This is a genomic window from Dyella lutea (assembly GCF_024158035.1).
In the GTDB taxonomy this organism is placed as follows: Bacteria; Pseudomonadota; Gammaproteobacteria; order Xanthomonadales; family Rhodanobacteraceae; genus Dyella_A; species Dyella_A lutea.
Window position 1 is genome coordinate 885242 of the sequence record NZ_JAMZEK010000002.1, and the last position, 24313, is coordinate 909554.

A 24313-nucleotide genomic window follows, 5' to 3' on the forward strand; every position below is an offset into this window, starting at 1 on the left:
CCACCACCCCGGAGCCCACCAGCTTGCTTACGACCAATATGATTGCTGCCGGAGACTCGATGTCGGAGGGTCAAGCCGAGGCGGTTTAGGGTGCTGCAACGGACCGGCACGATCTATCGGCGGGCGTACTTTGACCGGTTCGGAGGGGGAGCTAATTGACCACGGGCTTTTTTGAAAAGAAAGAGAGCCGCCTCGAGGCGGCTCTCTTTATAGGCTGCGAGGGCTGATTATTCGAGGTGCGATTGCTTCAGCGCACCTGAACTCTTGATCGAAGCGCTCATGCAACCAATGGGCGAGCAGGGGCCGGCACCACCGCAGGCGAACTTTTCGACAGTGTAATACTGTGTGGTCTGGCCCCAGTGATCATGCTTGCCGGTACAGTACAGCTCGGACTCCCCAACCATGTTGGTTTTGGCTGCGTCCGAGAAATAGACGGTATCGATGTCGTAAGACGGGGCACTTACAGCGATCGCGCTACCGGTAAGCGCGGAGAGTGCGATGAGTCCGAGAATGAGTGTTTTGTTGAGCATCATGCTGATTTCATCCATAAATGCGATCCATCCGATCGCAAAATCATTGCCTCACAATTCACGGTGTGCGTCAAGGGAAGCAGGGGGCACAGTGAACATTTCCGAGGTGTGCGCTTAGGGAAACCCTGATTTTGTATCCCGCGGTCGAAGTATCGCCCCGCCACAGGGTGTAGGAGATGTCCGGGCAGCTGACCTTTGCCACCGAAGCTGATGATGGATTCGAGACCCATCGCAAGCCGACGCGGCGCGATGTGTTCCTTGCCGAGATGGACAAGGTGGTGCCGTGCTCCGAACTGTGTGCGGTGATTGAACCGTTCTATCCGAAGGGGGCAAGGGCGGTCGCCGCCCGATTACTACTGGCTATTGAGCAATGCACCATTGAAGACTTTGCCCAACATACATCCTGGCGAGGCGCTGCTTGAGGAGTTCCTCACGCCCCTTGGCATCAGCCAGAACGCGCTGGCGCGTGCTGCCAGTGTGCCGCCGCGGCGGATCAACGAGATCGTGCTGGGTAAGCGCGGCATCTCGGCGGACACCGCTGTACGCCTGGCCGTAGCGTTGGGCACCAGCGAGCGCTTTTGGCTGGGGCTGCAGGCCGACTACGACCTGGAAGAAGCGCACCGGGCCCTGGGCAAGGCTGTCGAGAAGATCGAGCGCCTGGCAGCAGCCGCCTAAGCGGACGGAACATCTCGACTAGCTGCCCGTAAGGTTGACGCACGAGAGGACCCGAAGGCTCGGGCCTCTCGGTTTTGCAGTTCGGCGCTGGAGTGATGGCTGTGCCGTTTGCATATCCGCCGACTGCATCAATGGCGTAGGCGCCTGCATGTTCTGCATCCCTGGCGTCTGGAACAGCGACCAGTCCGTGCTGCTCTGCGTCAACGGCGTGCTGACGCCGCTCACCACGTCAACGTCGGCAAACCGCCGCAGCAGTGAGCGGATGTCGCCACGGGCGTAATATCCTAAGCCGTTATCTAGGTCGCTTGATTCTTACCGAGCGCAGGCCCTGCACTAGCGCAAGTAGGCCAGAATTCTTGGCGCGCTGGGCTCGTTGAAGGTTAGGATGACGTCAACGGCCGCAAGGAGGCTCCGCACACCGACCGGCTATCAAGTCAGTCAATAGCCAGGAGTCTGGGACAAGGGATCCAGGGCAGGGGGGGGAAGAAGTTGCTTGAAGAACGCTTGCTGGAAGAATTTGGGAATTCTCTTGTCGCCGAGGCCGAGGATCGCGCCTCCGAGCTTCCCCCAGGCTCGCCGCTGGGCTGGGCGACAGCCTTGGTGGAAGCGATGCTCGGTTATCTCGAGGAAGCCGGGGTCGTTACCGACCATGATCTATGCCCACACCAGGACAATGAAGGTCACCGACCCTGCCGCATTATCGGCTACTCTCTCCCCGAGGATTCAGTCCGCCTTGAGCTCTTCACCGCCCCTGACGAAACCCAGGCAGGGGCCATCTCCCGTCGCGAACTAAGTCGGCTGTCAGGATGGGCAGCTCGCTTCTTCGATTACGCGGTGAAGGGGGACCACTCGCGCTTCGCTGCCAACGGTGCAGCGCTGGAGGCAGCGATCCGGATACAGAATGAGTTGCCTCGTATAGAGGAACTCCGGATCAACGTACTGACCAACGGTCGTGTTCGGGACAGGGACGTAGCGGAGATCTCCGTGGCGGGACGTCCAGCCGTGACCGAGGTCTGGGATCTTGAGCGGCTTTATCGAGCCTCCGGGGAACAAGTTTCGCGGGATCGCATAGAGATCGACTTCAGTCTTCTTACGGGGCGCCCCCTGCCATGCATCGAGATGAAACCACGACCTGCGGAATACGAGACGTACTTGGCGGTACTCCCGGGGAACCTCATTTACGAGCTGTTCGACCAGTACGGCCCGAGGCTGTTCGAATTCAACGTAAGGTCGTTCCTGCAGGCTCGAGGTGCGGTGAACAAGGGGATCCAGAAGACCATAAGAGAAGCTCCCGGACGGTTCCTTGCCTATAACAATGGACTAACCGCCACCGCAGACGAGATCGAGGTCGCGACGCTCCATGGCGAGACGGTAATCAAACGGATTAGAGGCCTACAGATAGTCAACGGAGCCCAGACCACCGCGTCGATCCATCGCGCCAGGAAGCAGGACAAGCTTCCTCTCGATGAGGTCGCAGTTTCTATGAAACTGACGCTTGTCGAGCCAGAAAGGCTCGAAGAGTTCGTGCCATTGATTGCGAGATTTGCGAACACGCAGAATCCCATTCAAGTGGCCGATCTGTCGGCGAGCGACAAGTTTCACCAGCAATTTGAGTCTCTGGCCACGAGCGTCTGGCCCCCAGGCGAAGAGTCCCGCTGGTTCTATGAGAGGGCGCGTGGGTCGTTCCAGATGGCGCGCAACAGGGAAGGATCAACACCAGCAAGACGCCGCGAGTTCGACCGGACCTGCCCAAGAAGCCAGCATTTTGGCAAGACCGACCTCGCCAAGTACCTCATGACTTGGTGGGGGCAGCCGCAGATTGTCAGCCGAGGGGCGCAGAAGAACTATTCCGCCTTCATGTTCAGCTTGAGAGAGCGCATGGGGGAGAACTGGGCGCCCGATAAGGTCTTCTTCCAGGAGGCGATTGCGAAAGCGATCCTGTTCAGAGCGGCGCAAGTGGTCGTAAAGCGCGCTCGCCTGCAGTCATATGGTGCTAACGTCGTTACCTACACTGTCGCCTCGCTCTCGGAGAAGTTTGGCGACGCTTTCGAGTTCGGCTTGGTCTGGAAGCACCAAGCCATTTCTGATGAGTTGGAAAACCTACTCTCGGAATGGGCACCAATGGTGCATGCAGAGCTCGTTCAGAGTGCCGGCGCCAGAAATGTCACTGAATGGTGCAAGAAGGATGACTGTTGGGCAGAAATACGCTCTTTGAACCTGCCCGTGCCTGCAGTGCTACCTCCCGAGCTTGAGGCGGCTGGCGCAGGCATTCGAAGCGAGATCAATCCGCTCGAAGCACAAGCGAGCTCTGTCGACCAATGCAGCTCGCTAGACGCAGCGACGTGGGCCCGGATCGTAGCCTGGGCGACCACAGCCCCAGATATCGACGACTACGACAAAAAAGTGGCACACACACTTAGTGGCTACGCCATAAATGGGTGGCTCAAAGCCCCTTCTATCAAGCAGGCAACGCGAGGTGTCCGGGTTATCGAGGCGGCACGCCAAGCTGGCGTCTTCTGAAAGGCTTGCTGCCCTTCAGAAGTCGGGCTTTATGCCTCCACGCCTACCTCTTCTGCTCCCGCCGGTTTCCTTGGCTTTAGTGGCTTTCTGACTGCCCTGACCAGCTTGCGCCAACCCCTTCTGGACGATCTCGCTGTTTGCCGCCTTCCTGGTCTTCGGAACCCATGACTTGGCGACCTCGATAAAGTTCTCATCGCCAAGTGCCTCGCTGACGAGGTCCTCGTCAAATTTGACCTTTACGAGCAGCGGGAACGGAACAGCCTGGCCAGAGACAATGCCCTGGCCGCGCCCAAACGCCTGCAAGATGTTCGCGTCCGATTCAGACAGGTTTTCCATGACCGACCGGACGAAGCTCTTGTCCTTGGGATTGACCAACCTGAGGACGAGGAAGCTGTTGCATTGGGCCAGCGTAGTCTCGTCCAACCTGGACGGGCGCTGCGAGATCAGGATGAGACCGGTCCCGAACTTCCGCCCTTCCGTAATGACTTTTCGGATCGTGGCTAGCGACGGTGTCTCACCGATACCTTCCTGCCGGCTAGGGATGAAGTTGTGTGCCTCCTCGACTACTGCCTGGAAAGGAGGAATCAGGTCCTGCAGGGTAGACCGGTGGGCAAATAGCGCCTCCAGCACCATGCTTACGATGGCCGACTGATTGAGATGGTCGTAGCCGGCAAGGTAAAGGATGGACACCAGCCCGGGGGCCACTATATCGTCCGGCGCATCCCAGGGATCAGGCATCTCTGCAAATTCGTATCCTTCGAATCTCTTCAAGCTTCGGAGACGTCCATTGTTCGCTTCCATCTGTTCGAGGTTGCTCCTGACGAATTGAAGCGACCTTTTTACGGCGTTGATCGTTGCTGGGCGCGTGTCAGAAAGCTCATCAGCCAGCTCCGCCCCATCCTTCCCCTTGTGGCGCTTCTTCATGGCCACGTTTTCGGCGTGGTCGATCATCTTGGAAATGAAGGACGCAGCGGTCTCTCCGTCCTTCACCTGAGCGCTGTTTAGCAGGTAGAGATAGAACTGCTGCTGGGCATCAGTCAGCTGCTTACCCATCTTGTCGATGAGGTCGGAGATTACGTCGAGGTTGTCTTGGCGGACGCGGATGACCGGATAGAGCACCCGGATATGGTTGGCCTTGAAGAGTTCCCGCTTCTCATAGAGGCCGAGATAGTCGCCGTGAGGATCGAAAACCACTAGCGGATAGGACAGGTCCATCAATTCGCGAATGATTCGCCGAGCAGCTACGGTCTTGCCTCCCCCGGTCATCGCAAGAATGGCCAGATGCCGGGAAACGATATCCTTGGCGCCCAGGTGTACTCCGACATCGTCCCGGGCTATCAGGCTCCCTACATGGAGCTTTGCGCTCGCCGAAGGCTTTCCGTCGTCTCCAGTGAGCAATCGACGCACAGCCTCCGCCGGCGGGTACAGCACCTCCGCTGACGGTTTGACTGGGTAGGTCAGTGGTGAGAGGTCGGCCGCGCTCTCATCCCCAAGGGTGACACCTAGCACTAATACCTTGGCCTCAAGATGGTCCCGGCTCCCAGACAGGACCGTGTCGATCAGCCTTATGTTTTCGTTTGCAAGCTCTTGCGCTGCCTCGGCCGGAAAGAATGGGTTGAACCTTTCGATGGAGGTGATCCGGCCCCAGACGGTTGCGACCGCGCGCCCCCCTGCTGACGACACAGGTACCTCTACCTTTGTCGCAACGATGTCACCCAGCTTTCCCTCTAGGCTGCGCAGGATGAAGCTATAACTCCCGGTGGACGCCTCGCCGACAACGGTACCGATTCTTGGCCATTGCAGGGCCGAATTCTCTTGACTGGTCATCGTGTCTTTCCTTGGTTTTCCTATGCCTCTGGGCGGAACAGCCAGTCACGCCCCTTCGCAGCCACTACGCGCTTGGCGAAAGAAACAGCGCGTGGATCTCCACTGGCCAAGGCCTGTTTGAGCAAGACGACTTGGTGTTGTCCCTTTACGCCGCGGCTTAGCCAAGCAGGGACCTTGGCAAACTTGTCGACGATATCGAGGCCTACCGGAAATCCGTAGGAGGGAAGTAGCCTGCTCGTATGCAGAATCAGGGCCAGTACGGAGTCCAGGTTTCGTACGTCTTCGAACGCCTCCACCCGGAAGGGTTGAACCAGAGCAGATGGCTTCAGGTATGTCGTAAGGGCCTTTGGGTATCGTCCGATCTTCTCTTCCCAGAATCTCGGCCACTTGTTTCTCGCGCCCTGGCGGCCTACCGCCAGGGGAGTCACGTACTCGCCTTCGACCAGCACGACATCAAGTAGCGCTGCGTCGTTTAGACCGTAGGACCGGATCTGCTCAAGGAGAGTCTCTGCCTCTCTAGCCTTGAGAAGACCATCCAATGCAGTACGGATGAAGATCGGATCCCTTCCCACTGACCGCTCTACGGCGCCAACCACGGGCGTCCCAGTCTCTCGCAGCTTTTCTAGGAGCAGCGCATAGAGAGAGACGAACTGCCTATCCCGGTCGTCACCGTGCCAGTCGTTGTCGCCAACGAACTGGCGGCATGCGCCCAGACCAAAAGGAGGAAAGCCATCAAGGCCATAAGGCGCAACCGGGTTTACGAGCGGGCCATGAAGTACCACAGCGTCTGGCGGACCGTCTCCGTCAACTTGCCTGGCAAGGCTCAGGCCCGCCGACAGCTCACTGACAATGCGGGCGGCATCGCGCAATTTGGCCAGATCGAGGAAATCATCATCGTAGAGCGCCCCGTTGGGACTGTAGAGGTCATCTACCAACGAGAGCTCGATCTTGAATCTTTCCCGACTATCCGATTCGTCCCCTGGGCGTACAAGGTACGACCCCACCCTTATCCCGATAGGGCCTGCAGAGGGGAGGTCTACGCTTGCGACACCGCCATCGACAAACGCGTATGACTTGCCGCGTTGCTCGGGCCAATAAGTGCTGGGTTGATATAGGATTTTTTGCAGAAGGCCGTTGCCTTCCAGTAGAGCGCGCACAGTTGTCGCGATGGAGCATAGTCGCTCCACGAAGTCTGCCTGGACGTTGCCCGAGTCCTTATGCACAAGAAGCAACATGTTTGCCAGGAACTCGCCCTGACTAATACGTGCTTCTATCCGGTGCCTGATGTCTAAGTTGGTCAAGCGAACTCCTGGCTGGACCTTTCTACAAGGGGGTCACTCCTGACCCAGAAGCAAGTCTCTTCAGCAGCATATCAAGCGTCTCCGACTGGCTCGACGGGGAAAAGGCAACGCCCCTTGTCGAACACTCGCCTCGACCTGGCTACGTACCAAGCTTGCATACGCCGATCCCAGCTGCGGACATCACAGAACTGGCGCCAATCGAGCACGACCATTTGCACCAGATTGAGCTCTTCGGAAAGCACCACGATCACCAAGTATTCGAACAGCTGCCGCTCCGGATCGTCGTCGGGATAGACAGTTCCCGTTTTCCTGGCGCGCACGAGTGTCTTGATCGAATATCTGTCACCGTCGCGAGACAGGGCGTCAACGTTTTTTGTCCCTCGCGGGGCAGGCATCAGAATAGGCAGGTCCGGCCTGTCCCTGAATGTCTCTATGACCAGTCTTTCCCCGATCTCGCCAACGGTTAGCGCGAGGCCTCTCCTCGCGCCCTCCCGATCTATCATCGACCGCAAGCGCAAGAGCTGCGTATCGCTGAGCCGCGCGAGATCGAACCCTTCCGCCTCCAACGCCTTGCGGTCCACACGCGCCTCCTCGTCTCCCCTGACGGCACGCTAGCCGGCAGTTGTGAGAGCCCGCACCACCTCAGTCATGACGGGCGGACAAACCCCATTCCCAAGCAGTCGCACCTTGTCACGGCGCGATCCGCAATCCATCTTGTATCTATTGTCGAATCCCATCGCACGACGAAGTTCGGGTACCTGCAGCATGCGCATACGGTGCCCTTCCGGCGAGGGTTCAACAAGAGCAAAACGGTCGACAGTCGTGATCGTGCGCAAGGGGCGATCGAGACTCTGCCAGCCCCCTCCTCCGTCAGTCCCGTAGTAGACAAGCAGAAAGGATGCATCATCACCAAGCTCTGCCATGGCTCGTTGAGCCCGCTCCAATGTGTCCTTAGCACGTCCATCTCGCCAGAGAGGGGTTGTCGGCCACACCCCCCGCTTGTCGAGGATCGAGGCGACTGACTTCCGAGGGCCGGGTCTCTTGCGATCCACTACACCCGGCTTCTGCTTCAAGTCACCGACAAGGAACAGTCGCTTGCGGCTCTGCGGCACGCCCAGATCCGATGCGTCAAGCACCTGTTCTTCGAGCTGGTAGCCAAGCCGCTGAAGTTCCAATTTCAGCTCTCCGAAACGAGACCAGGGCCGCATGTGCACTACGTTTTCGAGAACGATCCATCTCGGCTTGAACTCGCGGGCATATTCCACGGCATGCATTGCCGTTGCCCTGCTCGCCTCCGAGCGGGGGGCGCTTCCTTTCGCCGGCGTATGGTTCGTGCACTCGGGAGAAGCGAGCAGAATGTCGATGCTCCCCAATTTTTTGCGAACCGAGGATGGGCTTATGTCTTCGAGACGGCATGTCTCGACGTGGGCGTCAGGAAAGTTGTCCCGGTAGGTTTCGGTGGCAACTGGGCACATGTCGATTGCCCCTACGAGCTCGACGCCCGCTGCACGAGCCCCCGCACTGCTACCACCAGCTCCGCAGAAGATGTCCAGTCCTCTCATTCTCTTGTTCTCCTGAAAGTCGCGACCAGGCTACCAGGTCCTTCGCCGTAAAGCATCATCCAGGACCCCTTAGGCGGTTGACCAGGAGGTTTCTAAGAGTCTCGGTATCTCGAGTCTCACACTCCCAGACAACCACCGTCCGCCACCCCATCTGCTCGAGCTTCTCGATTGCTCGGCGGTCACGCTCGACGTTCGCCTGGAACTTTTTTACCCAGAAATCCGGCCGCGTCTTTGGATCGGCCGCCAGACGGCAACCCGCATGGCGGTGCCAGAAGCAGCCGTGCACGAACAAAGCGATATGCCGCCGAGGGAACACGAGGTCAGGCGCCCCCGGAAGATCCTTCCGATGAAGGCGGAAGCGCAACCCCATGGAGTGAGCAGTTCGGCGTACGGCCATCTCTGGCCGCGTGTCCTTCCCGCGAACTCGGGACATCATCTCGCTGCGCCTTTGCTTGCTGACTATGTCCATAAGCGCCCCTCCGGCGGTGGCTGATCAGGCCCTCCGAGGCAACTCGGCGAGACCGTCTCCGGCCTCAATCGATTCCAGTTCGTCAACCCATTGAACAGCCGCGGGCTCCGTGGAGGCTGTCTGGTTTAAGTCAGGTCCCCGCGGTAGCTGCCTGACTGGCGAGTTGCCGATAGTAGTTTGCCTCGGCCTCTGCCGGCGGGATATAGCCGATCGATCCGAGCAGGCGGTGGTGGTTGAACCAAGCCACCCATTCTAGCGTGGCCAGTTCGACCGCTTCCCTGCCTTTCGAGGGGGAAGGCAGGGGGGCAGAGCGCAGTTTTCGCGAGCTGCCGCATTCCGCGGTGACGTGGATAGGCCGTGCCGTCAAAATTGGGGCAGAGTGAGCCAGTCCCCTGTTCGCTGTCTCGTGACAATGGGCTGACGGCAGGTGAGCCCCGGAGGGGGAGTTGGCTGGTCGCTCACGCCCATGTGCGGCATGCACCTACAGCTTCAGGGCGTGAGGTGATGCAGTCTGGACTGGCCTTGATGTCCGGCCCAAACCGACCAAGCTGTCAGGCGTAAGCCAGCCGGCACGGAAAGTCAGGCGGAACCGACGTCGGGGCACTACTGGATAGCTCCCGCCCCCTTGAGCTATGAATCGCGCCCCGCCTGGGGCGCTTTTTTTTTGCGTCATCGCCATCCTGCCCGCTGTGTCTCTCGATGAGACTAAGCGTGCCTAACCTTCGCTGCTCTGGGGGAAGGCGATGGCACATGGCGAGGGTTTACTGGCGAGAGGCGTATCAAGGAGCCGACTGGCCGCTCTTTGCAAGCCTTGAGCCACTAGGACCCATCTTCGCCACGTTGTGCCGTGTAGAAGTGCCCCGTAGTGGCTGGCGCGCCATCGTTCGCCATCGGGGGTGGGAGCTACGGTTGGAAGCGACCTTCCGCACGATTGAGCGCGCACAGTATGCGGTCGAGCGATGGGCGACGGCGCATGAGCCGGTGGTTCGCCACGCGATCAGTCTTCCAGGTTCCCACCGACTGCAGTGATAGGGCGCATCGCACTGTTGATGCAATGCCAAGTGGGACCTTACCCACCTCTACCGTCGCGAAGTTAGTTCGCGGCTGCCTTGCTAATCATTGTTCGCGAAGCAAGGCGACTAGACCGGCTCGCCGCCTCTCACTTAGTCCTCGCATGGCTGACACCACGCTGCGCTCCTGCGATGACAGCGCGTCATATACAGGCGTGTGCTTGTCGATCTTGGCCCGTGTTTCTCGCCCCATTGCCAGCCAATCCAGGCTGCAGTGGTACGCCTCAGCTATCTCGATTAGACGGGGAAGCGCGGGCAGCACTTCTCCAGCAAACCACAGCCTGACGGTCTCGCGGGCCACGCCGAACTGGTTAGCCACCGCTGTCACACGTTGCCGGCCGTCGGGCACACCTGCCTTGTCGCAGATGTCCGACAGGCGATTGGCGAAATCGTGGTAGGGCGCGGAGCGAGGCATGAAAACGATGGCCGCGGTGAGGCTACGGATCATTCTGGCAAACCGCCCCAAGCCGTTTGACAAATATCATTTGCTATGCAAATGTAATTTGCGCATTTGGTTTGGTGGCCATCGCCATCTAGGCGACTCACTTGCCAGACGAGCCGGGTAAGGGGCTCAGCGTGGCGCGGTGCACCTGCCAGCGATGGCTGTTCTTGTACGGCTGGTGGAAATCCGGCGCTCGGCCCAGGGGAATGCAAATCCGAATTGGAACGCGACAGAGCGGTGAGGGCGGCGAAGTGGGCACCGCCTTAGGAGATCACTAACGGAAGCTCGCCCGTGCTTGAGGAAGAAGAGCAGGGCAAGCCACGTCCGAACTAGTTGCGCCGTTCGGCGCATTCGAGTGCCTGCGGGCAGCAGTCATCCAGGAGAAGCAAAGGACGCACGATGAAGATACGCACGCTACGTAACGCCATTTCCATCGCCTTGCTGGTGGCCGCTACCGGCACCAGCGAACGGGCTGCGGCCCAGGACGCCAGCGCAGACTCGGCAGAGCCGGGCAGGGCGACAACCACCCACGCAAGCTCCAGCCCGCGTTCGAAGAGGGAGAAGACAGCACCCGCGAAGCCAGCCATCACCAATCTGCAGACCATCACGGTGACCGGTACCCGCATCCGCGGCGGCACCACACCTTCGCCGGTGATCACCATCGGCAGCGAGCAGATACAGCAGGAAGGCTTCACCGATCTGGGCGAGGTGATCCGCAGCGTGCCGCAGAACTTTTCCGGGGGACAGAACCCGGGCGTGCTCAGCGGCAACCTCGCCGGTGCGGGCAACGCAAACCAGAATCTGACAGGCGGCTCCAGCCTGAACCTTCGGGGCCTGGGTGCCGACGCCACGCTCACGCTGCTCAACGGTCGCCGCATGGCCTACGGCGGGTTTACGCAGGCGGTGGATATCAGCGCCATCCCGGTGGAGGCGGTAGAGCGCATCGAGATCGTGCCGGACGGGGCTTCGGCCATCTATGGATCCGACGCGGTGGGTGGCGTTGGCAATGTGATTCTCCGGCGCGATTTCGATGGCGTGACCGTGGGTACGCGGTTCGGCAAGGCGATGCAGGGAGGGCTCATGAGTCGCGATTACGACATCACGGCGGGCACGACCTGGAACAGCGGCGGAGTGATCGCCACGTACAAGGACAGTTCGGTCGATCCCATCTACAGCAGCCAGCGCGGCTACACCGCACAGCTGGTCGATCCGTCCACGCTGTATCCGGGGAGCGAGCTGCACAGCGGTCTGCTGAGCGTGCACCAGTCGCTGGGCGATGCAGCCGAACTGCGGCTGGATGCGTTGCGTACCGCACGCCAACAGCAGCACATGTACAACTACAACGGCACAAGCACCCGGGCCACGCCGGATACGGTCACCCGGCTGGTATCGCCCACCCTGGAGGCGTGGCTTCCGGGCGACTGGTCACTGACCCTTGGAGCCACGTTCGGCCGAAGCGACCATCAGGAACACCGGCGCCAGACGGTGATCGCCAGTGGCGCAGCGATCATCACCGACACCTGCTACTGCAACGAAAGCCGAAGCTACGAGCTGGGCACCGAGGGCCCCTTGTTCCGCCTGCCTGCCGGCGATGCCCGTCTCGCTGCCGGCGTCGGGTATCGGGAAAGCACCTTCCGCAATGTCGACCGCGTGGCTCCCGGCAACACCTTCCGAGGACACGAGGGCGTGCGGTTTGGCTATGCAGAGCTCAATCTGCCACTGGTGGGACCAGACCAGCAGGTGGGAGGTATCCAGCGTCTGGATGTGACGGCGGCGGTACGTGGGGAGGACTACAACACGTTCGGCCGGGTGACGACACCCAAATTGGGTGTGCTGTACAGCCCGAGCCCGGATATGACCCTGAAGGCCTCCTGGGGCCGGTCGTTCAAGGCGCCTACGCTGTTCGAGCAGAACTATGCGCAGAACGCGTACCTGTTCCTCCCGGGGAGCTTTGGCGGCACCGGTTATCCCGCCGATGCCACGGTACTGGTGCTCGACGGGGGTAATCGGAACCTGCAGCCGGAGCGTGCCAATACGCGATCGGTATCGCTGGCGCTCCATCCCGAATCCCTGCGTGGGCTGGAAGCGGAGCTCAGCTGGTTCCGCATTGACTACCGCGACCGCGTCGTCCAGCCGGTCGCGAACGCCAGTCAGGCATTGAGCAACGCCATCTACGCCCCGTTTGTAGATCTCGCGCCCACGCCGCAGGCTCAGGCGGACGTGATCGCCAGCGCAACGAGGTTCTACAACTTTGTCGGCGCTCCGTACGACCCCACGAAGGTCGCGGCGCTGATCTACACGCGGTATGCCAACACGGCGCGCCAGCGGATACAGGGTGTGGATCTGTCCGGTTCCTATCGGTTCGCGCTGGGGCAGGGCGAGTTGACGCTGCGGGGCGCGGCAAGCTGGCTGGACAGCCAGCAGCAGACCGTGTCCGCCACACCAGCGTTCGACCTCTCCGGCACTCTGTTCAATCCACCCAGGCTCAGTGGTCGCGCGGGTGCGGTTTGGACGCGGGGTGGGTTGAGCGCCTCGCTGTTCGCCAACTATCGAGGCGGAGTCAGGAATCGGGTCGATCGGGTGAAGTCTGCCTCGTTCACCACGTTCGATGCGGCGCTGCGTTACGCCACCGGTGAGCGGGATGACGCCTGGTCGGGCATGGAGTTCGCGCTTTCCGTGGATAACGCATTCGATCGTGATCCGCCGTTGTACCGGGTGACATCGCCTTTGTATGTGGCGCCCTACGACTCGACCAACTACTCGCCGATCGGCCGCTTCGTGAGCCTGTCCGTGTCCAAGCACTGGTGATGTCTGCCGGATGCCGGCAGCAGCGGGCATCCGGCGCGACAGAGAGAGGAGTCCGATCATGTTGAAGTGCATCGTGTGGTCCCTGCTCATGGCAGGCGGCCTGTCGGCAGGCTGTGCGTCTGTCTGTCGTGCGCAGGAGGTGTCGCCGCGACAGCTGCTGGAGGTGGCGGATATCGCCAGCCCCACCGTGTCGCCGGATGGCCGCAGCGTGGCGTACCGGGTCGAGCAGGCGTCGGTGGCACGCAACACCTATGACACCGTGTGGTACGTGCAGGGCCTCGGTGACCCGCTGCCCCAGCGTGTCGCTGACGGCGGCGTGCCGCTGCGCGACTCGGCCGGGCAGTCGCTGGCGCCAAAGGTTTTGTGGGCGCCCGACAGCCGCTGGATCTACTACCGCGCGCTGGTGGACGGAAGGATCGTCGTGTGGCGTGCGGCCGCCGATGGTTCGAGGGCGGAGCCTGTAACGCATGACGCGGCGGACGTACGTGATTTCGCGTTGGGGAAAGACGGCCGCGTACTCAAGTACAGCGTGGGCGCCACGCGCGCGCAGGTGCGCGATGCGGAGCGGTCCGAGTACGACGAAGGCATCCACATCGACGCGTCCGTGCCGATCGGGCAGGGGCTGTTCCGCTCCGGCTTCGTCGGCGGGCGCATGGCAACGCAGCGTTTCAGCAAAGTGTGGTTCGATCGTCTGCCGCTACTGGCCGACGTGCCGGATCGGTGGTACGAGATCAACCTTGCCACCGGGGCCAGGCGGGCGGCGAAAGGCCCGGCCAAACCTGCAGCATCAGCCCCCGCGCCTAGTGCTTCCGGTGTCGTGGGCGATCCGTGGAAGGTTGCAGTCGACCCAGCAGCCGGGCGCACGGCATGGCTTACGCGGGTGGGCGACCGCAAGGGACAGCAGCAGCGTCCGGACATCCTGCTGTCCGCCTTGCTTCGCGCGAATGGCGGGCGGGCTGTCCGGTGCACCGCGGCAGCGTGTACGGCCAAGGCCATCACCGCTATCCAGTGGCGACCGGAGCACGACGAGGTGCTGTTTACCATCACGGATTCCCGACGGGGGCTGGCGCAGTCGATCTTTCGGTGGAACGTGAGAACCGGCGAGGTGCTGGATGTCGTCAGCTCCCCCGGGCTGGTCAACGGCGGACGGGATCCGGCATGGAACTGCGGTACTTCGCCCCGGACGCTGGTGTGTGTGACGGCTGCGGCGGACCGCCCACCAAGACTGGAGAGCGTGAATCTGGAAAGCGGCGAACAGCATGTGCTGTTCGATCCCAACGCCCGGCTTGCGCAGGACATGGCCGCGGCGGTGCCTGCGCGCCTTCTGCAATGGCAGGACAGGCAGGGGCGGTGGTTCTCTGGCCAGTTCTATCCGGCGCAACGCAAAAGCCGCGGTCCCGCGCCGTTGTTCATCACCTACTACAGCTGTCCCGGCTTCGTCCGGGGCGGAGTAGGGGACGAGTGGCCGCTGGCCTCGCTGGCGCAGGCGGGCATTTCCTCGTTGTGCATCAACCGGCGGCCCGGGTACACCATGGATGCGGTCAAGCGCTACGGGGAGGGGATGGCTGCTGCGAAAGGCGCGGTCGACCTGCTGGCCGGCAAGGGCGAGATCGACCGCACGCGAGTGGGCATGGGCGGACTGAGCTTCGGGGCGGAGGTCACCATGTGGACGATTGCCCACTCCGATCTGCTGGCAGCGGCATCGGTGGCCACGCCGGTCCTGTCGCCGTTCTACTACGTGATCGGCAGCATCAAGGGCAAGGATTTCCGCAAAGGGCTGCGGGAGCTTTGGGGGCTGGGCGCCCCGGGCGAGACACCACAGCGATGGCGGGCACTCTCGCCGGTGTTCCAGTTGGACCGCATCCATGCGCCGATCCTCTTCCAGCACGCCGAGCAGGAGTACATGTACGCGCTCGACTACGAGATTCCGCTCGTTCGCGAGCAACGGGCCGATCTTTACGTGTTCCCCAACGAACCGCACCAGAAGTTCCAACCGCGACACAAGCTGGCGGTCTACAACCGCAATCTGGACTGGTTCCGCTTCTGGCTGCAGGGATACGAGGATCCGGACCCAGCCAAAGCGGAGCAGTACACGCGTTGGCGAGCAATGCGGGAAAAAGCAGGAAAGGGGCGGGGGCTGACGGTGCAGGACTGACCCGAAGCCGGTCCGGATGCACGGAGGCATCCGGACCGGCTTCATCGGAGCGCTAGCTTTGCGGGAGTCCCTGGCAATGCCATTCAAGCCTGCAACTGGTGCTGATGGCGAACCCAGCTTTCTGCAGCGCAGAGATCGAATATCCGCATGAATCGATCATCACGGCTGGCCAGCTCCTGGTCGAAGAAGCGCCGCAGTGCGTCCACGTCAAGCAGGCCCTTTCCCTCAAGCTCTCCCTTGAGCAGGTAATCCCTCAGCAGGGGCTTGTTCTGGCGATACACCGCTCCGGAGTAGTTCATGAAGGTACCCTTGCTCCGTCGGTGCAGGATGCCCGGCGGTAACACGTCGCGAAACGCGTCTCGCACGACCGCGCGGTTCCTTCCCCCGGCTATCCACATCCAGCTGGGTGTCCTCAGGCATGCTTCCATGACGGGCTGGGCGAGTAGCGGCATGCGCAGATGCCGCTTTGCGCCGCGTGCCAGGCCATCCCTGAAGACCTGCGTGCCGGCAAGGTCGAAAACGCGTTCGCGGTCTCCCGCCAACGTACCGCTGGGGGCAGCGAACCATGGGTGGGCATCCAGCTTCTCGTCTGCAAGCGCTGAGGTGAGGAACGAGTGGTCGGGCTTACGCGTAGGCTTCGGCGGGGCGACAAGCTTTCTGATCGCCAACCTGCCCGCCCTCCAGAAGGTGCATTGGTGCAGCTCGGCAAGATCTCGGACAGCACGAAGACCAGCCTTCAAGCCGCACTCGCTGAAAGCATCGGCCGCAGGCGCTGCCGTCCGCATGAAGCAAAAGACCGTATCGCCGCCACCGCCCGAGAAATAGCTGGCCACGCCAAGATCATTGCCGATCGCCTCGCTCAGCTCGTTTGCAGCGTGCTGTAGGAACCAGGTACTCGGGGCAACGGAGTTCGTTGGTGGCTGAAAGTCGAGCGGCGTCCTGTCAAAGCCAAGCCGTCGGACATCCAGTTGAACACCCAGGAGATCGGCCATCAGCGATGCATAGTTCTTCTCGTCTGCTCCGGGCACGGGAGTGACGAGATTGCAGCAGGCTACGCGGGCACAGGTATCTCGGAGGCACGCCGCCACTACCGACGAATCCAGTCCTCCGGACAGCTCAAGCAGGAGTGATTGATCCGCTTCCGCCAGGCACTTCACGGCTGTCGACACGGCATGGCGAACATCAGCCTGTGCATCGTGTCGGTCGCGGTGCCGCTGTGGTGCGCAGACGAATGGCCAAGGCGACCACACTTGTTCTGGCGCGCTGAGGTTGGGGCCCAGGCTGAGTTGGTGACCTGGTAGCAGTTCGTGAAGTTGTGCCAGACCGGTGCGTCCCGTCTTGTGGTGTGGGTAGACAAGGTTGTTCCCGATGAAGTCCCAGTCGACCTGCCTGCGGTACAGGCCCAGTGTCGTCGCTATGGAAATATCGGACGTGACGAACCCATTGCGAGGCGAGTAGAGGCAGTCGACACCCCCCGAAGGATCGCGCATCACCTTGGTTCCTTGACCGCCTTCTCCCTCGGTCTGAAGCAGCAGGTACTCGCCCCAGTATTCGTCCAGCAAGCGCTGGGCCAGCGCCGCTTCTGATGCGGGCGCAGTCAGATCTGCCTGTGCTACTTGAGTCGCGGACTCTGAGGAAAACAGGTGGCCGATGACGGCTCCGCCGGAGGCGAGAGGATGGACGGGTGTGTGCCGGTCGGCGTAAAGGTCGACATCTCCAAAGCTCAGTCTGCGATCGAGCCCAAGATTCTGCAGCCTTGCGCGGATGTGGACACCCCGGCCGAGACCATCAAGCAACACGATGTATCGGTACATCACGCCACCCGTATCGGGGTGTGGGAGGCGACATTGCCAAGGGAGTCGTTCAGGACGAGGTTGCCGGCCTGCACCCAGCAATGGGCGGAGAAGGGATCGAGCGCGACGCCAAAGACGACATGTGCCGCAATGCCTCGTCGCGACAGGAAATTCGCCATGGCGATCGAGTCCAGCAGACAGCGCATGTCGATAGGCACGTACAAGCGTGCGCGCCGGAAAGCTGCAGCGGCGTCGAGGATGTGTTGCTCCGATATGTCATTCAGTGAGGCGATGCGCGCTGATCGAATGGTTCTGGTCGTTGCGAGCCGGTCGAGCAGGTTTCCGAGCATCGACGTCTTCAGTTTGATTCGCGTGGCGACGACGACGGCAAACACTTCGATAGTTTCGAGAATGCGAAGGGGACGAGATGGGGTTGCGACCTCCATGGCACTGTGGTCGGCCGGCGCGATGCTCGGCTGATCCGAGGCCTTGGAACTGGGTGGCTCAACGAGGATGGAACGGTCGACCAGCTCACGCACATCAATCTCTGAGCAGTCATCGCCAGTGAGATATTTGGTTAGCCCCCGCTCCATCGGCGGCGTCAGGTGAAAGTAGCGATCACTGCCGATATCGAGAAAAACCAGTCGCTGACCGACTTGGCAGTACGAGAGATCGCTTCTCAGCACGTAACGGCTCATTTCCCGGCTCCCAAAAAAAGGGACGCGTCTCTCGGCGCGTCCCAAGGACTTACTCCTGCGAGATGCCCATCGGGGCAAAGCCGCCGATCACTTCGTTCGTGAGGGGGCCTCCCTGCGTCTCGACACTGGCGACGCCGAGCTCGATGACATCGTCCTGCTGCTCGCGGATGTTCTCGTTCGTGTTCATCTCAGTCTCCTACGGTTGCGTCATGGCGGGTCCATGACGCGGGCAGGGTAGGAGCCGGAAATTTTGATTTTCAAATGATTGTTGCGCTGTTAATTCGTGATTTTCCGCAGGCCGTGATCTGCGTCATGGGCCATGGATCGGCACGGAGTGATGCGCATGCATTGTCGATACCCCGCCATCGCGTGGGCATGGGTGGCGGAGTCAGTGGTGCCCGTCGGTGCGGTCGTTCAGTGCGGCCACGATGTGCGGTACGGCCTGCTTGCGGCGCTCGTGGTATTGCCGAAGGGAGGCGCGCAACGCGGGAATGTCACGACGTTGCCAGTGATCGAGCAGTGCGACGAGCTCTTCGTAGGTGTGCTTCACCAGGCCCAGGTTGGCTCGCCGCACCGGGGTGAGGCGGTCGTTGGCCTGCATCACGGCGTGGCGTAGCGCGCCGTGGCCGGATGCTTCGGCGATGGCGTCGAACAGCTGCCAGGTGATGTCCACCAGGTCGTCGTCGGTGGAACTCAGTTGCAGTTGGGTGGCGGCTTCATCCGGCGGAGCGATGCCGATATCGCAGGCCATCAGCAGCATGCGCTCCATCCAGTCGTACAGGTCGCGCAGGGCCAGCTCGGTGAGCAGCGGCACATGCAGCCCGTTGCGCGCGTGGTCGGCCACCAGGCCTTCGCCCACCAGGCGATAAAGGGCAAAACGCACGGGCGTGGGGCTGGTATGAAACTCTTCGGCCAGCCTGCCGGGGTCGATGCGCTGGCCGGGGGCATAGCGCCCCGATTGCAGCGCGCGCTTCACCTGCCGGTAGACGAACGCGCTCTTGGAGTGGGCTGCATTCATGGCTCGACTCCCTGTCAGCGGATAAATGCTCCTTCGCAAGATATTACCGATATTTGACGGCATGCAGTCCAGCACCGTCAGGTCGGTGGTGCCTCAACCACCGCTGGGAGTGGGCCTGCCGTGGCGTCCTCACTTCCTCAAAACGGGGTCGGGTTCTTGGGTTTCCCCACGTTTCATGCCGATAGCGCCATCTGATCGAGCACCGACGGAGGCAGTGATCGCAGGCGATCGAGCCAACTTGATAGGGGCTCCATCGGCCAGCGTCCGACGAGCGCTTCGCGGCCGACGCGCAGCGTGGAGTAGAGCTTGCGCGTGCTGTGGATCGGGCAGAGCCACCGGTCGATACCGGTGGCTTCGCATCCCAGTCCTGCCAGCCAGCAGGCAAACGGTGCCAGCGTGTGGACGAGCAGCGGTATCTGCAGCCGCTCGCCGCGCCGGGTCAGACTATCCTCCATGCCTTGTCCATAGCGATGGGATTTCAGGTCGCGGAAGGCAAGCTCGATCTGCATCCGACGCGCGTAGAGATTGACTCGTTGCCGTGCGCTTGGCCGCTGCAGCTCGGGCGAGGCCACGATGAGCCATGGCTCGCGTTCGCGCGCCGACGCCTTCAAGCTTGACGATGCGCGCGACGCCCTGACCGGGGAGCGCCGGTTGAGGCGTCTGCGCCCTTGCCGTTTCTTGGCATAGACCACCAGGCGGCACGCGAGCGGATCGCTGCGGTTGGCCTGCATCGGTGGCAGCTCCTGCGGATGGGACGAAGCCAGGGCATGCAGCTGCCGACTGTCGACCCATTCGTTGGCATGGTCTGGCGCGTCCTGCGGCTTGACCTGGGTGCGCCCACGCAGCCGTCCGAGCCAGTACCAGCCCATGGCCGATACCGCGCGAAACCACGGTGTGCGGAAGCCGGCATCGGTGACGAGGACGGGGCGAACGTCGTTGGGAATCAGCGCGCTCAATTGCTGCAGGAAGCGCTTTTCCGCGCCGGGTGATCCCTGCTGCTTGCCAGGAACCACCATGTCCAGCAACGTCAGTGTGCGTCCGCCGACAGGCACCGCTGCACGCAGCAGGCACCAGGACTTGTCCGGCTTCAGGTCGCTCCAATGTCGTGATCCGGAGCTATACGACCTGACTCCCCGGGGAAGCCCTGTGGCGGCGAAAAAGGAGCTAGCCTACAAGGACGTGCGGCGACAAACCAAAGACTACCGCTGGCGAACCTGGGGAAATCAATTCAATCGCCAATGCAGGGACTCCCTCATGCAGACCAAGAAGCTTTTCTTCGCCATTTTTGCGATGCTTGTCATTCAAGCCTGCACAACGAAACGACCGGCTGGTGCGTCCGTGGATGTCGTTGTTGAGGCGAGAGCCTCGCCAAAGCTTCCACCCGGAGGAAGTTACCTGCTCTCGCCCGGTAATACGGGCGTGGCTGAAGACGATCCGGAATTCCGCAAATACGCCGGCTACCTACGTCGGGCATTCTCAGAGCGAGGCTTTTCTCCTGCCCTAAAGCCAGCGCAAGCGACGATCAAAATCGTGCTTTCCTATGGCGTGGTGGACCCACGATTGCCCACTGGCAAAAAGCCCGGCCCGGCCTGGATGAAGACCCATTTCGACGCGGGCACCAGCACGGGGCTCATAGATCCCGAGAGCGGGAAGCGCGCGTTATCGGGCGACCTGCCGTCAGCGTCTTCCTACGGAATGGTCGCCCAGACGGCCAGCGAAGCGGGGACCATGTATTTCCGTTATGTCGAGATTGACGCCTATCCGGCCGGCGTTCCGGGTGGTAAGAGTTTATGGACGACCAGAGCCACCAGCCTCGGGCCTAGCGGTGACCTGTCGAGAGTATTTCCGTACCTCGTCGTTGCCGCCGCAAGGCATCTCGCATCCACCACCGCCAGGCCGGCTTCGGAGGATATCCGTGAGTCCGAGCTGAGCGAATAGAGGGATGTGGCTAGCAAAAAGGGTGACCATTTCGCCGGCGGGGTGATTGGCACGTAGCTGTTCTGTAAGCGTCCGCCCGCCGCATCTTTCTCTGGCCCGGCCAGATTGTTTCGGAGCGCATGGACCCCGAGCAGCGCGAGCTGTTCGACGAGGCCATGGCGGCGGACATCGCCGCCGTGGAAGCGGAGCTGGACGCGTTGCAATACGCCTTTTCCTCGCCGTCGACGAGGCCGCCACGCGCCAAGCCGGTCCGCCGCCCACTGCCGCCGGAGCTGTCACGGATAAAGGGGAGGTGGCTAATTGAGTCCGGCCGTCACTGGCAGCAAAGCAGTGGCCAGAGTCGACCTTCCGAGAAAGTGCACTCTGTCCCCCTGTTTTGCTCTTGCTACAGCGCGATCGGTTTGTCCGCGGCCGCCTTCAGTCGTGCATTGAGGTCGGCCAGATCGCTTTGCTTCAACCGCTGCCATGCCTCGATCGTGGCATCCAGCGTCGTCGACAGTTCGGCATACGATGCCTTCGCATCCGGGCTGGGGTCGGCGTCGGCGCCGTCGACTGCCTGTTCGAGCTTGGCCAGGTTCATCGACAGGGCGCGCAGGCTGTCGGTGCGTCGCGGCGGGGTGCCCATCGAGTTGCGCAGATCGGGATGCACGACCACGCCGGACAGGTCCTGCGCCTTGGCCATCAGGGCTTCGACCTGGGGATGCAGCGTGGTCGGCGGCAGGGCGTCCAGTGCCTTGAGCAGCTTGCCCGCTTCGGCGCTGGCGCGGGCGGCGCGCGCCGAGGCTTGCTCCACCTTGCGCGCCAGTTCGAACTCCCGCTGCATGGCGGCCGTCGACACTTTTACGCGCGGGTCGGCCTTCAGCTGCAGCGGCTGCCGGTAGCGGTGACCGTTCACCTGCAGCTCGACGGTGTACTGGCCGGGCGGTGCCCAGACGCCATTTTTCTCTTGCGGGCTGTCGGGCTCGGCGGGCAGCTGCGACGGATAGTGCAGATCCCACACGAAGCGATGCATGCCCGGTGCGGTGGACAGGCGCATCGGTGCCGGCACCCACTCCGGAGCGACGGCGAGCTTGGCCGGATCGGGCTTGGTCACCGGCTCGGCGCTGCTGAAACTGCGCACCGGCTTGCCCTGGGCATCGAACACGGTCAGCGTCACCGCGCCCTTCACCGCCTTCGGTAGCGCGTAGTCGATCATGGCGCCGTCCGGCGGATTGGCCGCCATCGGCTCGTCCTTCGGGAACGGTGTGCCGGTGAAGCTGGCGGGGCGAACACGGATGGCGGTGGCCGGCATGAACAGGGTCGCCGTGTCCGCGTGCAGGCCGGCCATCTGCCGGAGAGCGCTGACGTCGTCCATGATCCAGAAGCCGCGGCCGTGGGTGGCGATCACCAGATCGTCCCCGTGCACGTCGATGTCGCGCACCGAGGTCATCGGCAGGTTCTGCTGCAGCGCTTGCCAGTGGGCGCCGTCGTCGAACGAGACGTAGATGCCCCGTTCCGTGCCGGCGTAGAGCAGGCCCCGGTGCCTGGGATCCTCGCGCACCACGTTGACGAAGCTGTCGCGCGGGATGCCGGCGTCGATGCGCGTCCAGGCCTTGCCGCCGTCGGTGGTGCGGTAGAGGTAGGGCGTGTCATCGTCCAGCCGGTGCCGGTCGATCGCCAGGTAGGCGGTGTTCGGGTCGAAATGCGAGGGCTCGATGCCAGCCACCTTCGACCACGGCGTGAGCGCCTGCGGCGTGACCTGCTGCCAGTGCGCGCCCCCGTCGTTGCTGCGCCAGACCAGGCCGTCGTCGGTGCCCACCCACAGCGCCTTGGCGTCGAGCGGCGAGGGCGCGATGGTGTAGATCACGCCGCGGCGCTTGTCGACGTGGTCGTCGTCGGCTGCGGTGGGGGCGTCGAGGTTGGCCGGCACGCCGGCGTCCTCGCGGGTCAGGTCGGGGCTGATCGGCGCCCAGTGCTCGCCGCCGTCGTCGGTGCGGAACAGGCGCTGGTTGGCGAAGTACAGCACCTTGTGGTCGCGCTTGGAGAAGGCCAGCGGCAGCGTCCACGCGGCACGGTAGTGCGCGGCGGGGTAGGCAAGGGTGGGATCGACGCTGCGGGTCTGTTCGGTGCGGGTGTCCAGCTTGTCCACCCGGCCGCCGTAGACGATGTCCGGATCGTCCGGATCCGGCGCGATCATGTCGCTCTCGCCGCCGGGGGTAACCTCGTGGAACTGCTCCATCGTGATGCCGTCGCCGCTGCCGGTGCGGCTGGGCAGCGCCACCGCGCCGGAATCCTGCTGCGCCCCGTAGACCCAGTACGGGAAGCGGTTGTCGGTGGCCACGTGATAGATCTGCGCGGTGGGCTGGTTGTACCAGCTGCTCCAGGTCTTGCCGCCGTTGAGCGTGACCAGTGCGCCCTGGTCGACGCCCAGGATCTGCCGGTCGGCGTCGGTCGGGTCGATCCACATCTGGTGGAAGTCGTCGCCGGTGGGGTCGCCCTTGAGCGCGATGAACGTTTTGCCGCCGTCGTCGGAGCGCAGCACGATGGTGTTCATCACGTAGACGCGGTCGGCGTTCTTCGGGTCCACCGTGAGCCGGCAGAAGTACCAGCCGCGTTGCCAGATGCGCTGGTCGGACGTCAGGTGCTTCCAGTGCGCGCCGCCGTCGTCGGAGCGGTACAGGCCGCCTTCGCCGGCCGGCGCATCGACCAGGGCGTACACCCGGTCCGGTTCGCTCGGCGCCACCGCGATGCCGATACGGCCGGGATGGGCCGCGAAGCCGTGGCCCTGCAGCTGGGTCCAGTGCTCGCCGCCGTCGTGCGAGACGTATAGCCCGCTGCCCGGGCCGGCCGACGGCGGGTAGACACTCCACGGCGGGCGGCGGGTCTGCCACAGCGCGGCGTAGATCGTGTCCGGATCGCCGGGCTTGAAGGCCAGGTCGATTGCGCCGGTGTCGTCGTTCTTGAACAGCACCTTGTGCCAGCTCTTGCCGCCGTCGCGCGAGCGGAACACGCCGCGTTCGGCATTCGGGCCGTAGGCATGGCCGAGCGAAGCGACGAACACCACGTTCGGATCGCGCGGGTCGACCAGCACGCTGGCGATCTGCCGGCTGTCTTCCAGCCCGATGTGCGACCAGTGCCTGCCGCCGTCGGTGCTCTTGTACATGCCGTTGCCGTGCGCGATGTCCGAGCGCATGTCGGCTTCGCCGGTGCCCACGTAGAGCGTCTTCGGGTCGGACGGCGCCACCGCCAGCGCGCCGATCGAACCGACCTTCTCGTCGTCGAAGATCGGCTGCCAGGTGCGACCGGCGTCCTGGGTGGCCCAGACGCCGCCGTCCACCGCGCCGAAATAGAAGTGCCGGTTGTCGCCAGGCACGCCTGCCACGGTCAGCACGCGCCCGCCGCGAAAGGGTCCGATCAGGCGCCAGTGCAGGTCCTGGTACAGCGACGGATCGACGGAGGCCTGCGCGGCCAGCGCCGTGGTGATCCCGAGGGTGAGCAGGGCGAGGCGATGGCGCAGACGCATGGGTG

General features: G+C 62.6%; 17 protein-coding genes and 4 pseudogenes. 7 read left to right on the forward strand and 14 right to left on the reverse strand.

From position 1 onward, the window contains the following. Positions 1-227: 227 nt before the first annotated feature. Positions 228-548 (reverse strand): DUF6289 family protein, encoded by a 321-nt coding sequence (locus NC595_RS11450; protein ID WP_253566536.1) that lies wholly within the window; start codon positions 546-548, stop codon positions 228-230. Between the two features lie 158 nt (positions 549-706). Between NC595_RS11450 and NC595_RS11455 the strand changes: the two are divergent. The 3 genes and pseudogenes from NC595_RS11455 to NC595_RS11465 form a co-directional block, all read left to right on the forward strand. After that, positions 707-925: pseudogene (locus NC595_RS11455) on the forward strand (IS5/IS1182 family transposase); the annotation flags it as partial. Beyond that, the gene (locus tag NC595_RS11460) at positions 909-1205 is read left to right on the forward strand and encodes a HigA family addiction module antitoxin (protein WP_253566538.1); all 297 of its coding nucleotides are present in this window, start codon (positions 909-911) and stop codon (positions 1203-1205) included. The pseudogene NC595_RS11455 and the gene NC595_RS11460, both read left to right, overlap by 17 nt. Before the next feature lie 489 nt (positions 1206-1694). Next, positions 1695-3725: an AIPR family protein gene (locus NC595_RS11465; protein WP_253566540.1), complete on the forward strand. Its 2031-nt coding sequence runs from the start codon at positions 1695-1697 to the stop codon at positions 3723-3725. 15 nt (positions 3726-3740) lie between these two features. On the opposite strand, the gene NC595_RS11470 is transcribed toward NC595_RS11465, so the two are convergent. The 7 genes and pseudogenes from NC595_RS11470 to NC595_RS11500 all read right to left on the reverse strand — a co-directional run bounded on the left by NC595_RS11470 (position 3741) and on the right by NC595_RS11500 (position 10402). Further along, the gene (locus NC595_RS11470; RefSeq protein ID WP_253566542.1) at positions 3741-5552 is read right to left on the reverse strand and encodes an ATP-binding protein; all 1812 of its coding nucleotides are present in this window, start codon (positions 5550-5552) and stop codon (positions 3741-3743) included. Positions 5553-5572: 20 nt separating this feature from the next. Continuing rightward, positions 5573-6853: a DNA double-strand break repair nuclease NurA gene (locus NC595_RS11475; RefSeq protein ID WP_253566544.1), complete on the reverse strand. Its 1281-nt coding sequence runs from the start codon at positions 6851-6853 to the stop codon at positions 5573-5575. A 71-nt stretch (positions 6854-6924) separates the two neighbouring features. Beyond that, a complete protein-coding gene (locus tag NC595_RS11480) occupies positions 6925-7434 on the reverse strand; it encodes a hypothetical protein (RefSeq protein WP_253566546.1) in 510 nt (169 codons plus the stop codon). A 30-nt stretch (positions 7435-7464) separates the two neighbouring features. Then, complete coding sequence (locus tag NC595_RS11485) at positions 7465-8415, reverse strand: DNA cytosine methyltransferase (protein ID WP_253566548.1); 951 nt, start codon at positions 8413-8415, stop codon at positions 7465-7467. Between the two features lie 55 nt (positions 8416-8470). Beyond that, positions 8471-8884, reverse strand: a complete 414-nt coding sequence (locus tag NC595_RS11490; protein WP_256489022.1) for a very short patch repair endonuclease — start codon at positions 8882-8884, stop codon at positions 8471-8473. 130 nt (positions 8885-9014) lie between these two features. Next, positions 9015-9179, reverse strand: a pseudogene (locus NC595_RS11495) (IS3 family transposase); the annotation flags it as partial. Between the two features lie 821 nt (positions 9180-10000). Continuing rightward, a complete protein-coding gene (locus tag NC595_RS11500; RefSeq protein ID WP_253566550.1) occupies positions 10001-10402 on the reverse strand; it encodes a helix-turn-helix domain-containing protein in 402 nt (133 codons plus the stop codon). A gap of 393 nt (positions 10403-10795) precedes the next feature. On the opposite strand from NC595_RS11500, the gene NC595_RS11505 reads away from it, so the two are divergent. Continuing rightward, positions 10796-13204 carry a TonB-dependent receptor plug domain-containing protein gene (locus NC595_RS11505; protein WP_253566552.1) on the forward strand — a complete coding sequence of 803 codons (2409 nt, stop codon included), beginning with the start codon at positions 10796-10798 and terminating at the stop codon, positions 13202-13204. Positions 13205-13262: 58 nt separating this feature from the next. Continuing rightward, entirely contained in the window at positions 13263-15359 is a 2097-nt protein-coding gene (locus NC595_RS11510; RefSeq protein WP_253566554.1) for an Atxe2 family lasso peptide isopeptidase, read from the forward strand. Between the two features lie 83 nt (positions 15360-15442). On the opposite strand, the gene NC595_RS11515 is transcribed toward NC595_RS11510, so the two are convergent. From NC595_RS11515 to NC595_RS11535, 5 genes and pseudogenes are all read right to left on the reverse strand, one after another. Continuing rightward, positions 15443-17173 (reverse strand): lasso peptide isopeptide bond-forming cyclase, encoded by a 1731-nt coding sequence (locus NC595_RS11515; RefSeq protein ID WP_289623585.1) that lies wholly within the window; start codon positions 17171-17173, stop codon positions 15443-15445. Next, entirely contained in the window at positions 17173-17850 is a 678-nt protein-coding gene (locus NC595_RS11520) for a lasso peptide biosynthesis B2 protein (protein WP_253566556.1), read from the reverse strand. Before NC595_RS11520 ends, NC595_RS11515 begins: the two co-directional genes overlap by 1 nt. 49 nt (positions 17851-17899) lie before the next feature. Continuing rightward, positions 17900-18037, reverse strand: a complete 138-nt coding sequence (locus tag NC595_RS11525; protein WP_253566558.1) for a benenodin family lasso peptide — start codon at positions 18035-18037, stop codon at positions 17900-17902. A 201-nt stretch (positions 18038-18238) separates the two neighbouring features. Further along, on the reverse strand, positions 18239-18868 hold the full coding sequence (locus NC595_RS11530) for a GntR family transcriptional regulator (RefSeq protein WP_253566561.1): 630 nt from the start codon (positions 18866-18868) through the stop codon (positions 18239-18241). Between the two features lie 173 nt (positions 18869-19041). Then, positions 19042-19968 (reverse strand): annotated as a pseudogene (locus tag NC595_RS11535) (IS4 family transposase); the annotation flags it as partial. Positions 19969-20122: 154 nt separating this feature from the next. On the opposite strand from NC595_RS11535, the gene NC595_RS11540 reads away from it, so the two are divergent. Together NC595_RS11540 and NC595_RS20360 are read left to right on the forward strand one after the other, a co-directional pair. After that, on the forward strand, positions 20123-20806 hold the full coding sequence (locus NC595_RS11540) for a hypothetical protein (RefSeq protein WP_253566563.1): 684 nt from the start codon (positions 20123-20125) through the stop codon (positions 20804-20806). 119 nt (positions 20807-20925) lie between these two features. Continuing rightward, a pseudogene (locus NC595_RS20360) lies at positions 20926-21078 on the forward strand (IS66 family transposase); the annotation flags it as partial. Positions 21079-21191: 113 nt separating this feature from the next. On the opposite strand, the gene NC595_RS11550 reads toward NC595_RS20360, so the two are convergent. Beyond that, entirely contained in the window at positions 21192-24308 is a 3117-nt protein-coding gene (locus NC595_RS11550; protein ID WP_253566565.1) for a WD40/YVTN/BNR-like repeat-containing protein, read from the reverse strand. Positions 24309-24313: the final 5 nt, after the last annotated feature.